Below are 14,618 nucleotides of genomic sequence, written 5' to 3'. Positions count from 1 at the left end.
AAAAAAAGGGACAGACGATCAGCTTGCTGCATCCGTTTAACATTCAATTTTATCGCCGATTCGGCTGGGAATTAACGGCCTCGGTTAACAAGTATACACTGGAAAAAAGTGACCTTATCCGTTATGAAGAAGTTCCTGGTACAGTGTCTAGACTGTCAAAAGAAGATGGAAACAGCTTATTAAACGCTGTTTATGAAGAATGGTTTCAAACATACAATCATCTGCTGGTTCGCTCGGATTACTGGTGGAACAACCATGTATTCACTGAAGGTTACAACCGAATTATCTATCGAGATGAAGATGGAATTCCAAAAGGCTATTTGTGCTTTAAAGCAGCGGATAAGTTATTGGATGTACAGGAATTTGTATATGTAACAGAAGGTGCTCGCCGTGCATTATGGAATTTTATCTGCCAGCATGATTCTATGGTAGATAAAGTGAAGATCATTGCACCATCTAATGATCAACTTCCTTTTCTGATCAACAATCCACGAATTCATCAAGAGCATTATCCATACTTCATGGCACGTATTGTGGATGTGGAAGAATTCTTAAAACAATATCCTTTTAAACAGGCTGACCAACCTATAACAATATCCATTACGGATGACAAAGCTGAATGGAACAACGGTACTTTTTCAATAGGTGCAAATGGTATTTCAAGAACTGACTCAAACAATGAAGCAATGCTTTCTATGGATATTCAAACCCTGACCGCTGCACTACTAGGCTCACATAAGCCCACGTTTTTAAAACAAGTTGGAAAAATGACAGGTGGTCAAGATAACATCCTACAATTTGAGAAAATGATTACAGAAAAGCCCGCAGCCTTCCTTGATTTCTTTTAAATGACTAAGCCTTATCCTAAAATGGATGAGGCTTTATTTTATTTCGTCATGTTTTAGGGAAATATGATAGGGAAAAGTAAGGTATCAGTTTATTATAACTGGTGCTTTACTTTAATCGTTATATAGGAGGTATTCAATTCATGAGCGATAAACAGAAGCAATCCGAAAAAGTGGCAGAAAAGAATTACGATCCGAATAAGAAAAATAATGATAAAGATTTAGAAAAGGTTCACGAGCAGGTCAACGATACGCTCACTCAAGGAACAGTTGATGAAAAAGAAAAGCAGAAAAACAAAAGTAAGAAGGATTAATAGCAAAAGCCTCCCAATCTCAATCTGGGAGGCTTTTCTTCTTATGAAATTCTGAAAGAGTCTGGAAATTGCTTCATAATTCCGTTTGTAATTTCGTCTGCAAACATCATCATGTGATTCTTGTTCTTATCAAAGATCACAATCTCACCCGCATAGTCTTTCTTAAGTCTTGCTGCAACTTCATCAGATACGAACTTCAAATGAACATAAAGCATATCTCTTACTTCTTTCTCAGACCAGTTCGGATTTGCTTTACTCATAAATTTGGCGATATCATCCGCGTTACGATACCATTCCCTATTCAATTTTCCTGCATTTACCCCATCACCTTTTTTGATGGCCTCTATTAATTGTCCTGCGATTACAATATGTTCTGTCAATAGCTTACTTAGCTCATTACCTGCAGCATCACCGTAATACGGTTTGATAGAATTCCCGATGTCAGTCTGGTTTTGCAGCAATCGTTTCAAAACCGCGTCCTGATCTTGTGATCCTGAAAGAGCACTAACAATATAGCTTCTTGTCCAATACACATGATCTTTCCACAATCTTCTCTGTTCTGAATACAAATTAATCGCATTTTGGTTATAGCATGGACCTGAAACTCTTGGTTTTGTTTTAGCTTCAGCTGATAACGGCGCTGAAAAAACCGGGATTGCTATAGCGAATGCCATGATTAAACTCATTAACTTTCTGTACATATGATGTCTCCTTTTATGTTGAATTCATATGTAGTTTGTATCTTTATTGGTATTTCATTCTTTGACCATAAAAAAAGGCTGTTTTTATACTTTGCAGCTCTTGAAAGTAGTTGATTTCCGTTTCAGGTTGCTCGCTTTCCGCGGGGCACTCGGTGAGCCCCTTGCCGCTTTGCGTCTTTAAGGGTCTCACCTGACCGCTTGTCCCGCAGGAGTTTCGCACCTTCCACTTCAATCAACTTGCAGAAGAAGAGAGAAAAAGGTTCAAAAGCAAAAATCCAATAGAAAATAGCAAAAAAAGAACAGTGAACATTACATCCACTGTTCTAAAAAAATTTTATAATTGACGATCCCAATGACGATGAACGGAAATGGCTTCAGTAAAACTTGGTACGAAATCTTCTTTCCCTTCACCCGTTACCACACCAGGGTTTCCTGCCAGTTCAGCTTCTTTTAACCACTGCAGTCCGTCATGAGTTCCCCCAATAGGTTTGTAATGTGAAAACGCTTCGTTTGCGAAATGTAAAGCTTCCTTCTTAAACATCGCGTTATCACTGCTCCCACCTACAACATAGATCGCATCAAATAATACAGACGAAGCGGTTAAGAATGTATGCATAATCTCCAATTCTGATCCATTATCTGCTGTTCTTTTTCCTAACTTGTCACTGATACACTCTGCTTGAATGCCGTTGCTGCTTAAAGACTGGAGTATTTCTGCAACCTCACCACTGACAGTTGAACCGACAATCACGCCAACCTTTCTCGTTTTCGGGCTTTGTTTCGTATTAAGCTGGCTGAGCGCAGGAGATTTTTTTGTCACAGCAGAACCTTCCCCTTCAGGCGGTACTGCATCAATCGCTTCAGCAAACGCTGTGGCAAGCTCCAGACTCACGTTAGCGAACATATCAACCACTTGCTGCTGTACCGATTTGCTTTTTACTTTACCGAGTTCAAAACTAAAAGCATTTTTTAGGTGCTGTTTTTCCGGATCACTCATGCTGTTCCAAAACAGCGTCGCTTGAGAGAAATGATCTTTAAAACTCTCACTTCTGCTTTGAATTTTTCTGCCTTCCACTTTTTCCTGATAATGTACATAACCGCCTTCTGCTTCAGGAGTAGGTGACGGCGTATTCGCTGCAAGAGAGTTCTTGTGATAACTCACTTGCCCTCTATTAATTGTATGCCTTGAAATTCCATCTCGCTGATTGTTGTGGAACGGGCAGACAGGACGGTTGATCGGCAGTTCGTGAAAGTTCGGGCCACCAAGACGTGATAATTGTGTATCTGTATAAGAAAATAATCGTCCTTGCAGCAATGGATCATTTGAAAAATCAATTCCCGGTACAACATGTCCTGGGTGAAAAGCAACTTGCTCCGTCTCAGCAAACACGTTGTCCACGTTTCTGTTCAGCGTCATCTTGCCGACAATTTTCACAGGTACATCCTCTTCTGGCCACAGTTTAGTCGGATCTAATATGTCAAAATCAAAGTTAAATTCATCTTCTTCAGCGATGATTTGCAACCCTAATTCGTATTCCGGGTAGTCTCCATTTTCAATCGACTCCCATAAATCTCTGCGATGAAAATCTGGATCCTTACCAGAAATCTTTTGTGCTTCATCCCAAACAAGAGAATGAGTTCCGAGTACAGGTTTCCAGTGGAACTTCACGAAATGAGCTTTCCCCTCGTCATTCACAAGTCTGAATGTATGAACGCCAAACCCTTCCATCATACGGAAACTGCGTGGTATGGCACGGTCAGACATCGCCCACATGACCATATGAGCGGATTCTTGGTTATTTGCAACAAAGTCCCAAAACGTATCGTGAGCACTTGCTGCTTGAGGCATCTCGTTGTGAGGTTCTGGTTTCAACGCATGTACAAGATCAGGGAACTTAATGGCGTCTTGAATAAAAAAGACCGGAATGTTGTTGCCTACGAGATCGTAATTTCCTTCTTCAGTGTAAAATTTCGTTGCAAAACCCCGCGCGTCACGCACAGTTTCAGCCGACCCGCGTGAACCAGCTACCGTTGAAAAGCGTACAAAAACGGGTGTTTTTTTAGAAGTATTCCCTAGGAAATCAGCTTTCGTATAGTCACTTAACGATTCATACAATTCAAACTCGCCATGAGCTGCAAATCCACGAGCATGCACAATACGCTCTGGAATTCGTTCATGGTCAAAGTGTGTCATCTTTTCACGAAAATGAAAATCCTCCATGAGTGTTGGACCACGCTCTCCCGCTTTTAACGAGAATTCATCTTCCGCTACTTTTACCCCTTGGTTTGTTGTTAGCTTCTTGCCTTTGTCGTCCGTACGAAATTGTTCTAGCTGCTCATCCTTACTGTTGCCATTCACTTTATTTTGATCGCTCATTCGATTGTTCCTCTCTATATGTATTTAAACATCATATAGAGACCCTTCCCTAGAGTGGATGGAAGCAAACTGATTTCTAATGAAAAGTTATTATCATAATCTTTGTTGCTCTTGAAAGTGGTTGGTTTCCACTCCAGATGCTCGCTTTCCGCGGGGCAGTCGGTGAGCCCCTTGCCGCTTTGCGCCTTTAAGTGTCTCACCTAACCGCTTGTCCCGCAGGAGTCTCGCATCTTGCGCTCCACCCAACTATCAAAGACGAAAATAGAATCAAATGCTTAAAACAACAACCGTTTAGAGAAGAACCTTTCTAAAAAGTTGTTGCTATTTTAAATATTATAGAAACTTTGCCTCCATTTGGTGTGTTGATGTATTGAAAGGCGCGTACTTGCCACATGAGTGAAGCACATAAGCGTTTCACACAAAAAAACGCAGCTGATTAACAGCTGCGCCTCATGTTATTTATTCATATGTGCAAGGAAATCACCTAGCAGATCTTCCATTTCCTGCTCTGGGCTTTGAGGTTCTTCTTTTTCTTCATCTGCATCCCGCTTAGCAGTGTCCCAATCAAACTGACTAAGATCATCATCGTCAAAATCATCTGTTGAGCTTGCAGGCTCGGCAGGAATGTCCTGATAGCGGTCTAAAGAAGACTCATCATTTGCTTGTTCCTCCTGCAGATAAAGAGCTTGATCAATATCTGTAGAATTGCTGTTTAAAGCCGCCAGTAATGATGCCGTTCGTACTGGATTGGATATGAGCTGATACATAATGTTGCCTAACAAAGCCTCAGAATGTTCATGCTTCAGCCAATCCCGCTGCATCTTACTAAGATTTTTCGGAAGCGGAATCGTAATCGTTTCTCTGTCCTTTTGAATGCTTTGGCCAACACCTTGGAGGACAAACTCAGATATTCTGCTCGAAAAATTGCGTCTCTCTGTCTCTTTTAGCTTTTGCAGCTGTTTTAAGACGTGATCCGGGGTGTCAGAGGGAATGCGAAATGCGATCGTTTTCCCTCTTGTTATTTCATTGGATGCTTTTTTGTCCATTTCATCACCCTACTTATACTTAAGCTTTAACGGCTTTTTTGTCTTTATCCTCGCTCTTTTTCTCTTTTGGAGCTGTTCTTCTAAGGTGATCAGAAATTAGCTTGTAATAAGCATTTGCCATCATCCAAATGCTTTCTTTTTCGTCTTCAAAGAAGTCGATGTTATAGCCATCTAGATTGTTATTTAACGTTTTAATGTAATCTTTTAGTACAGCAGAACCTCCGCCAACAAAATAGCAGATTTCTGTTTGAGAATTCTTCTGCCAAACATTACGAAGCAAGCGGTATTGCTTTTTCGCCAAATCTACTAAAATACGGTCTGTAATATCATGTACGCTCGTACGGCTGCCGCGCACCATGATGTGGTTGCGGTTCGTCTTTTTCGTAATGATATCAACAACATCACGACGGCTGTCGAGTTCAACACCGTGCTTTGAGCGGATCTCTTCTCTAATTTGCTCTAGCGCTTCAGAAACACCTAAGTTAAATCCTTGAGCTTTATCATCATCAACATTTCTGTTCTTAATTACTGCGATATCAGTAGAAAGTCCGCCAATGTCTTGAATAAGGATCGGCTTGTCGATTAGATCTTTATTAGTGATGTTTAAATCATTATCCATTACAAGATTAATGAACGCTGCAAATCCTTCTGGATACACCTTTACTTCTTCAAATTTCAAGTTTACTTTAATTCCTTGATACTTAGGTGTTACAAGGAATTCTACTTGGTGAACAGATCCTAATAATTTTGAACGGTATCCAGCGTCTTTGCCTTCTTTTACTTCACGAAGAGGTAAACCAGTGCCTAAGATGTAGCTCGTGTCGATAACATTATTGTTTTTAGTAAACGTCTTTGCGTTATCTTCATTTACTGCGTCTAATGCTAGAGCAGCAAAAAGCATGATCAATGTTTGATCTTCTTCGGATTTGCTGCTTCCTGGATCTAATTCAGTTGAGTTGTCGCTTTTAGCAGCAAGCTGTCCAACGCGATAAATTACATTATTTTCTTTTAGGGCAGGGGAGTGTACTCTAATATGTATGCCTTCTAACGGGTCTTTGCTGTCTAACTCCTCAATCCCAATAACAGGACGATCTTCAATATCTCTCGCAATTACGTTAGGGATGTTTAATTCATGATCTAATGTACCAAAAATTCCTTTTAATGAATCGTTACCTACATCAACAGCAGCAATTCTAGAATTACTCATGTGCGTACATCCTTTCTATTTTCCATCTTTATTTTGTTGCTATATTAATAGATTAGAGGGTTATCTAAAATTAAACAATGCCTATTTTTTCTTTTAACAAATTTGTAAACACGCAAACATTTTCTGTAAACTTGCAAACATTGTTGTAAACATCGAACAAAAATACTCAGAATCCCTTACACAGCAACGTGTAAACGAGTTTGTAAACTTGCAAACAATTAAGCAAACAATCGCAAACATCTTTGTAAACATGTAAACATTTTTGTTTACATCGGCATTCTACCTTTTCGGAATCCCCTCCCCTTCTCGTTATTCATTCTATTGATTACATAATTTGAGATAGGGAAACCATTAATTATAGTTAATCTATTTAAAAGAGGTGATTATTGCTTTGCTGCATTTAGATAAAAAACATAGTCCAATGAAAAATAAAGAACTTCTTGAAAAATTACAGAATGAACATTCCATATCACAACCAGTTGAATTACTCACATCGGAAAACCTATTCAAGAATTCGAGTAAAAAGTGGTCACAACAAAAGGGTTTTACTTTTGAATGGTTAAAATGCTTAACGAAAAGTTTTTTGATTAAAAGAGTGCCTTATAACGATATACAAACAACAGATTGGGAACTTGATGAAAAAGGAAATGCCTTTCCCAGATGGATAAATACGTTAGATCAGCAATACGAAGTGCTATATGGTCAGATAAAAGAGGAAGTAAACGTCATAGATTATGGCGCGGTTGGTGACGGTCTAACAGATAATACAGAAGCATTTCGTAAAGCGATAGGAAAAGGCAGAGTAATCGTGCGCATTCCAGAGGGAATATACGTTACAAAAGGGATCAAATTGCCTTCATGGACGATTCTTTTAGGGGAAGGAAAGGGCAAAGCAACGTTAAAACTGCATGATCAGTCCCCAAAAGCAGAGTGGCTCGTCACAAACAAGAATCACCTTAAAGGGAATCGAAATATTGCTGTAAAAGGAATGAGTTTGGACTGGAACATTGAAAGATTAGGGGATGAAGAAAAAACAAGTGCAGGTAACAATCGATCTAGCTGTGTTACTTTTGCTAATGTTACGTATGGCTGGCTGATGGACCTTGAGGCCTTTAACCCAGGGCTGCATTGCTTTGATGTCTCCTCTTCTGTTTATACCTATCTAGGCGATGGGACGCGCTCAAGAGGAGGCAGCAAGTACATTTGGTTAGATAATCTTAACGGAACTGGATTCGGAGATGATGGGATTACAACTCACCACAGTGAATATATCTTTATTTCCAATTCTCATATGTGCGATCCTAGTGGTAGGTCTCATAAAAAGGGGTTCTCTAATTCTAATGGGATTGAAGTAGACGATGGATCACATAACATATGGCTTTTAAACAACTCCACCACTCGCTGTTTTGGCGGCGTAGAAGTAAAAGCTCATCATAATGCTTCTGCAGCAACCAATGTGCATATTTATGGACATATTTCAGTTAATGACAACCGATCCTACAATTTTCGTCATATTGGCCATCATAAGGACATGGATCCCCCATCAAAAACGGCACACCATATTTCCGCTACAAATATCTTTAGCATCGCACCTATATATACCGATCTATACAAAGATTCAACACCACGAGGTCTAGTCGTATCAGGATATAATCATGTTGTCATTAATGGTTTAACATTTATCGGCGACCCCTCCTACGACTATAAACAAAACCCGGTAATCGCCATCCAATACAGAGCGCGTAATGTCATTCTCAATCAGATTTTCATTAAGAATTTTTCATCTGCTGGGCCAGCTGTAAAAGTGTACGGTGGACCGAATCGGGCTGAAGATATCACACTTACTGACATTACATGTGATTCTACTGTTTCAAAGGCAGTTGATGTAGGACGCGATATTGAAAATTCTATAATCGACCGTGTTGTTATCCTGCCGGCACAAAAAGAGACATCTACCACGTGAGTGAGATGTCTCTTCCTTTTTTATAAAATTTTCTCTAACTGAATGTCTAAAGGCTCTTTTTTAAACACATCATCGTTAATTTCTGCAGCTCGTTTACATCCTACTGCATCATAAAAGGCCTGTGATTCAATAGACGGATGTGCAGCGATGTATAGTTTCTCTGCCCCTAACTCCCTTGATTCTTTACAGCATATCTCAAAAAGCTTTTTGCCGATTCCTAATCCTCTTGCTTCACTTGAAACATGAATGTACGGAAGCTCAACGTATTGATTTTTTGAGCCAAAACGCTCGCTCTCTACACTTGCAAAGCCAACTAGCTTCTTCCCGTCATATGCACCTGCTACAATGCCATTGTTTGTAACGCATAACCTTAGCTCCTCAATTACTAACTTTTTCTTGTCAGCTGCCCAGTCATCAATAAAGTAGTCATCCTTCGTTTTTAATTCATCTTCTTCTAAATACCATACATTTTTTGTTTCCTGATACCTTTTAAAGCTGTCTAAAAGGTTATCCCCTAAATCAGTGAGTTCTAAAATTTTATAGACAATCTTACTTTCCATACCTCTCCCCCGCTCAAATTTCTTCTCTTTCAATCAAAAGTCCCTCAATGTGCCGCTTTTTTAAGAGTTTATCTTTTTTTCGATTTTCTTTAGACTCAAAAACGATATCCATATCATAGTCTTCAGGATAAAGCATCTTACCTTCAATATGGAGCTTCAGCCGTTTCTTATGGATGTAATGTTTTTTGTTTTCCACCATTACACCAAACTCTCCTTGGCTATTCTCTAATTCAAATACAATCCCTGCTGTCTTTAAACTTGAAACAAAAACGCGGTCACCGATTTGGAAGGCTTCACCTTGGAGATCATCGGCTTTCTGTTGTTTTTTAAACTGTGTTTTCACTTTCGAATGCGCTTTATCCCTTAAATGAGCTATCTTTTCAAATTCTTCTGTGGAAAACATTCCTGAATTCTCTTTGTCCACATGTGGATAACTTTCTTTTTGAGTTACACGTTGTGCACGGTGGATAACCTCTTCGTCCATCCCGAGTTTGATAGCGATCGCGAATGCCTGGCTTTTTCCCGCTTTACCGATAACTAATGAGTACATAGGCTGAAGTGTCTCTAAATTAAATTCCATTGATCCATTTTCAAAACCTGGTGTGACAGCAGCAAATTCTTTTATCTCACTATAATGCGTGGTCGCTAGAATCATACTTCCTTTGCTGTACAATTTTTCAAGGATAGCAACCGCAAGACCCATACCTTCAGAAGGGTCCGTTCCTGCTCCTAGTTCATCTAAAATAACGAGATCTTGAGGTCCTGCATTTTTTAAAATCGAAATAATATTTGTCATATGCGAAGAAAATGTACTTAAGGACTGCTCGATGCTCTGTCCGTCTCCGATATCAACAAAAAGTTCTCTAAATACTGCAAAACAGCTGCCTTCTCCCACAGGTACATGAAGACCTGACTGAACCATTAACGTCAACAACCCGACGGTTTTGATCGCAACCGTTTTTCCTCCTGTGTTCGGGCCTGTAATAACCAGGGATTGATAATCTTCACCCAACTTAAAATTTAACGGAACGCATTTCTCACCAAGAAGCGGATGCTTGCCGTTTTGGATTTTAATAACGTTATCTTGGTTGATTTCCACATCTATCGCATCTATTGATCTGCTATATTTTGCTTTAGCAAAAATAAAATCATAGTGTACCATCGCTTCAATTGTGATGTGCAGCTCTCTCTCAAATCCCGCTACCATTCCTGTCAGTACACCTAGGATCATTGAAATCTCAATCTCTTCTTCTGCTCGTAACATACTTATTTCTGTTTGCAGTTTACGTATATCGGTTGGTTCCATATATACGGTTGCTCCGCTAGAAGAACGGTCGAGAATCTGACCATCGATATTTCGTTTAAATTTACTTTTTACTGGAATCACATAACGTCCATCTCTCATTGAAACAATTGGGTCTTGCAGCATATCGCGATAAGCCGCTGACTTCATCATATTGTCTAACTTCGATTTAATTCTTTCTTCTACCACTGCTATTTTTTTCCTTACTTTTAACAAAGCTTTACTGGCATGATCATCAACTCTGCCGTTTCGAATACATCGATAGATTTCATCTTTTAAATCGCTTAAATCAAACATGGAATAGGCATAGCTGGATACTGCAGGTGCTAAGAAATTCTTATCTTTCATAAAACGCTGCATTCTCGTGACATTTTCGAGCAAGCCGTAGATCAGAGTGAGCTGCTCTGGTGAAAGGTTTAATCCTTTTTTCGGTATTTCAAGCACCTGTTCTAACCCGTTTAAATTAGCGATTGGAACGCTAGCACTTTTCTCCAGAATTAGTTTAGCTTCAGTCGTATCTAGCATCCACGATTTGATTATTGATACATCTGAAGAAGGTTCAAGTCTTTCAAACATTTCTTTCGTTGCTACATTCATTGCAAATGAACTTAGATTTTCTTTGATTTTATTAAATTCAAGCATAGTAATGGTTTGTCTATTCAAGTGGATCTACCTCCAAAATTTTTTATAGCGACTTTCAATCAAAATTTCTTTTATCCCCTCCTCGTAACAGAGGCCAGGAACGTGCCAATAAAAAAAGACAGAAATGAACATTGTCATTTCTGCCTCATAGATAGACTTCACCCTAAAAACTGCATAAAAAAATCGGCTCATAAGAAGAGTCCGCAGCATCAAAGGAATGAGTATGATGGCTTGTATCTGACCGCTGTTCTTAACTATTGGCGGCAACAAAAGAGCACGACAAATAAACCGGACAACCCGTTTCATTTTTTCTTTTGCATACCTGTATCCAAATTGTTTTAGTTAAGAACGACAACGCTCACAAACACACCAACCTTTCCACTGAATTACCATCATCATATGTAATTCTTTTACAGTTGTCAACCTAATAAAAAGAGACCAGTTGAAAAACCGGTCTCTTTCCATTAGGTTGCTTTCGAAAGTATATAATTGGACAGATTATGTGGCCAATCGGACAGATTAATCTTTGAATCAAACAGATTACCGTCACCTTCAACAAAACTACCTCTACATAGGAGCAGTTTTGATGTGACGACAGGCATGTGGGTAGCGCGCAAACAGTGCTTACTATCGACTTTTTAGAAAATACTGTTCACTTTTAGGAGTAAACAGCCTTCCATTAAGATTTAATCGATTGATCTTTATCCTTTTTAATCTGCTTACTTCTTAACTGGCCACACGCAGCATCAATGTCTGTACCGTGTTCTTGACGAATTTTACAGTTGATACCGTTTTTCTTGAGCGTATCATAAAAAGCTAGAACAGATTCTTGGTCACTTCGCTGATACTGACTATGCTCATCCACTGGGTTATATGGAATTAAGTTAATATACGTTTTCTTCTTTTTGTCTTGGAAAAGAGCTGCAAGTTCGACCGCTTCTTCTACATGATCATTTACATCTTTTAATAGAATATATTCAATTGTAATTCTGCGGTTTGTTTTCTCAATATAATAGTTGATTGCATCCATTAGCTTTTCAACCGGAAAAGCCCTGTTGATCTTCATAATTCGTGTACGCAGTTCATTGTTCGGTGCGTGAAGAGATAAAGCGAGATTTACAGGAATGTTCACATCTGCAAACTCGTACATCTTATTAACGATTCCACTAGTAGAGACCGTAATATGCCTTGATCCGATCGCGAGACCCTTTTGATCAATCATGATTTTTAAGAAGTCCACCATGTTCTCAAAGTTATCAAAGGGTTCGCCGATTCCCATTACTACGATATGACTTACTTTTTCTCCCTCACCCACTGCGTCTAAATGATGCTGAACATTCATGATCTGCTCTACAATTTCCCCACTGGATAAATCCCGTGTTTTCGTTAACAAACCACTCGCACAGAAACTGCACCCGATATTGCACCCTACTTGGGTCGTTACACATACAGATAAACCGTATTTATGTCTCATCAGTACGGTTTCGATCAAGTTGCCGTCATTTAACTTAAATAAAAATTTTACTGTTCCATCTGATGCTTCTTGCTTAACGTGCTCACGAAGCGTTTGAATGGTGAAGTTTTGGGTTAATAATTCGATACAATCGTCTTTGATATCGATCATTTCCGAAAAAGTAGTTACCCGCTCTCTATATAGATAGTTCCAAACTTGTGAAGCGCGATAGGGTTTATATCCGTGCTGGCCTAGCCATGCTGTAAGCTGTTCAATTGTTAATCCATAAATGGAATTTTTGTTCATTGATAAAAACCTCTTTTCAAACCTTAAACTTATTCTTCTATACTACTGAAATCTTACTCGTATCACAATGTTATAAGTATTTTCCCAACACCTTACAAATATTTTTGATTTTTGAGCATACTACTTTAGAATTTTTTTTTACTTTATTTATACATGTTTTATGCTACATTTTGCATAGATATAAGCCATTAGGCCTATATAGGTTGTAATTTCCATTTACGAATGCATAAAAACCTGTAATAATAGACAAGCCGAAAACTTTTGACAATAATAAATATTTCAAAGTATTATATTTAATGAACTAAAGGAGGTTGTCTTATGTCAGACATCAATAGACAGAAAATTGTGGATAGTGTACCTCAAAAAGGCTTCTTTGGACATCCTAAAGGTCTATTTACACTTTTCTTCACTGAGTTTTGGGAGCGCTTTTCTTACTATGGAATGAGAGCAATCCTCATTTATTACATGTACTATGAAGTTTCAAAAGGCGGTTTAGGGCTAGAAGAGTCCTCTGCTTTAGCAATCATGTCCATTTATGGTTCACTTGTATATATGTCAGGTGTAATCGGTGGTTGGTTAGCAGACAGAGTTTTTGGTACATCTAGAGCACTATTCTATGGTGGTATTTTAATTATGATCGGTCATATTGTCTTGTCATTACCGGGCGATCTGACTATGTTATTCATTTCAATGGTCTTTATCGTTATTGGGACAGGCTTACTTAAACCTAACGTATCAAGCGTAGTAGGTGATATGTATGCAACAGATGATAATCGCCGAGATGCTGGTTTCAGTATTTTCTATATGGGTATTAACTTAGGTGCTTTCCTATCTCCATTAATTGTAGGAGAAGTTTCAAAAACGAGCTTCCATCTAGGATTTGGGATTGCAGCACTTGGTATGCTATTAGGACTAATCGTATTTGCTGTTACTAAGAAAAAGAATCTTGGTCTTGCAGGTACTGTTGTTCCTAACCCATTATCTCCAGCTGAGAAGAAAAAAGTATCATTAATCGTTGGTATTAGTGTGGTTGTGTTAGCTGTAATTCTAGGTACAACAATTCCTGCTGGTATCTTTACATTAGACGTATTCATTACATTAGTTGGTATTTTCGGTATCACGATTCCGACAATCTACTTTATTGTTATGTACCGTAGTCCTAAAACGACGGCTACTGAGCGTTCAAGAATTATCGCTTATATCCCGTTATTCATTGCATCTGTAATGTTCTGGGCTATTCAAGAACAAGGTTCTACAATTCTTGCTGTATATGCAGACAAGCGTACGGACCTTGAATTTGCAGGTATTACGATTTCACCTGCTTGGTTCCAATCATTGAACCCGTTATTCATCATTGTTCTAGCTCCATTATTTGCTTGGATCTGGGTAAAGCTTGGTGATCGTCAACCGACAGTACCAAAGAAATTTGCTTTAAGTTTATTATTTGCCGGATTATCATTCCTAGTTATTCTTCTTCCTGCATACTTTGGTGGAGAAGATTCTCTAGTTAATCCATTATGGCTTGTGCTTAGTTACTTTATCGTTGTACTTGGTGAGCTTCTCTTATCACCAGTTGGTCTTTCAGCAACAACGAAACTTGCACCTGCTGCATTCTCTGCACAAACGATGAGCTTATGGTTCTTATCCAGTGCAGCTGCACAGGCAATTAACGCACAAATCGTTAAATTCTATACAGATAAAACAGAAATGATGTACTTTGGAGTAATTGGTGGAGTAGCCATTCTTCTAAGTATTATCCTATTCATGCTCTCGCCTAAGATTCAAGGGTTCATGAAAGGTGTTCGTTAAGATCTACATGCCAAAAACCACTGACATGATGGAAATTCCATTATGTCAGTGGTTTTTTTTTTTTGCTGTTCTTGTAAACTTTGTTGCTGTGC

The 14,618-nt window shown here is 38.8% G+C and carries 12 protein-coding genes; 4 read left to right on the top strand and 8 right to left on the bottom strand.

Annotated elements, in window-relative coordinates:
- Together P8610_RS18000 and P8610_RS17995 are read left to right on the top strand one after the other, a co-directional pair.
- Positions 1–848: GNAT family N-acetyltransferase (locus tag P8610_RS18000; protein ID WP_394605684.1), on the top strand; the 848-nt coding region annotated here is incomplete at its 5' end.
- A gap of 140 nt (positions 849–988) precedes the next feature.
- Positions 989–1,159: a DUF4025 domain-containing protein gene (locus P8610_RS17995; protein WP_289493899.1), complete on the top strand. Its 171-nt coding sequence runs from the start codon at positions 989–991 to the stop codon at positions 1,157–1,159.
- Between the two features lie 41 nt (positions 1,160–1,200).
- Here the strand turns inward: P8610_RS17995 and P8610_RS17990 are convergent, their stop codons facing one another.
- From P8610_RS17990 to P8610_RS17970, 5 genes are all read right to left on the bottom strand, one after another.
- Positions 1,201–1,860 carry a glycosyltransferase gene (locus P8610_RS17990; protein ID WP_394605683.1) on the bottom strand — a complete coding sequence of 220 codons (660 nt, stop codon included), beginning with the start codon at positions 1,858–1,860 and terminating at the stop codon, positions 1,201–1,203.
- Positions 1,861–1,903: 43 nt separating this feature from the next.
- A complete protein-coding gene (locus tag P8610_RS17985) occupies positions 1,904–2,080 on the bottom strand; it encodes a hypothetical protein (RefSeq protein WP_394605682.1) in 177 nt (58 codons plus the stop codon).
- Positions 2,081–2,194: 114 nt separating this feature from the next.
- On the bottom strand, positions 2,195–4,237 hold the full coding sequence (locus P8610_RS17980) for a catalase (protein ID WP_394605681.1): 2,043 nt from the start codon (positions 4,235–4,237) through the stop codon (positions 2,195–2,197).
- Positions 4,238–4,692: 455 nt separating this feature from the next.
- Positions 4,693–5,283: a hypothetical protein gene (locus tag P8610_RS17975; RefSeq protein ID WP_394605680.1), complete on the bottom strand. Its 591-nt coding sequence runs from the start codon at positions 5,281–5,283 to the stop codon at positions 4,693–4,695.
- Positions 5,284–5,302: 19 nt separating this feature from the next.
- Positions 5,303–6,490: a ParM/StbA family protein gene (locus P8610_RS17970; RefSeq protein ID WP_289493895.1), complete on the bottom strand. Its 1,188-nt coding sequence runs from the start codon at positions 6,488–6,490 to the stop codon at positions 5,303–5,305.
- 391 nt (positions 6,491–6,881) lie between these two features.
- On the opposite strand from P8610_RS17970, the gene P8610_RS17965 reads away from it, so the two are divergent.
- The gene (locus P8610_RS17965; protein WP_394605679.1) at positions 6,882–8,453 is read left to right on the top strand and encodes a glycosyl hydrolase family 28-related protein; all 1,572 of its coding nucleotides are present in this window, start codon (positions 6,882–6,884) and stop codon (positions 8,451–8,453) included.
- Positions 8,454–8,473: 20 nt separating this feature from the next.
- On the opposite strand, the gene P8610_RS17960 is transcribed toward P8610_RS17965, so the two are convergent.
- The 3 genes from P8610_RS17960 to rlmN all read right to left on the bottom strand — a co-directional run bounded on the left by P8610_RS17960 (position 8,474) and on the right by rlmN (position 12,717).
- On the bottom strand, positions 8,474–9,013 hold the full coding sequence (locus P8610_RS17960; RefSeq protein WP_394605678.1) for a GNAT family N-acetyltransferase: 540 nt from the start codon (positions 9,011–9,013) through the stop codon (positions 8,474–8,476).
- A 13-nt stretch (positions 9,014–9,026) separates the two neighbouring features.
- On the bottom strand, positions 9,027–10,979 hold the full coding sequence (locus P8610_RS17955; protein ID WP_394605677.1) for an endonuclease MutS2: 1,953 nt from the start codon (positions 10,977–10,979) through the stop codon (positions 9,027–9,029).
- Positions 10,980–11,637: 658 nt separating this feature from the next.
- Entirely contained in the window at positions 11,638–12,717 is a 1,080-nt protein-coding gene (gene rlmN, locus P8610_RS17950; protein WP_394605676.1) for a 23S rRNA (adenine(2503)-C(2))-methyltransferase RlmN, read from the bottom strand.
- A gap of 318 nt (positions 12,718–13,035) precedes the next feature.
- Here rlmN and P8610_RS17945 point away from each other — a divergent pair, with 318 nt between their 5' ends.
- Entirely contained in the window at positions 13,036–14,526 is a 1,491-nt protein-coding gene (locus tag P8610_RS17945) for a peptide MFS transporter (RefSeq protein ID WP_394605675.1), read from the top strand.
- The last annotated feature ends 92 nt before the right edge of the window (positions 14,527–14,618 follow it).

This window comes from Fictibacillus sp. UD (assembly GCF_043558025.1).
GTDB lineage: Bacteria > Bacillota > Bacilli > Bacillales > Fictibacillaceae > Fictibacillus.
This window is presented reverse-complemented; position numbering and strand designations above follow the sequence as displayed.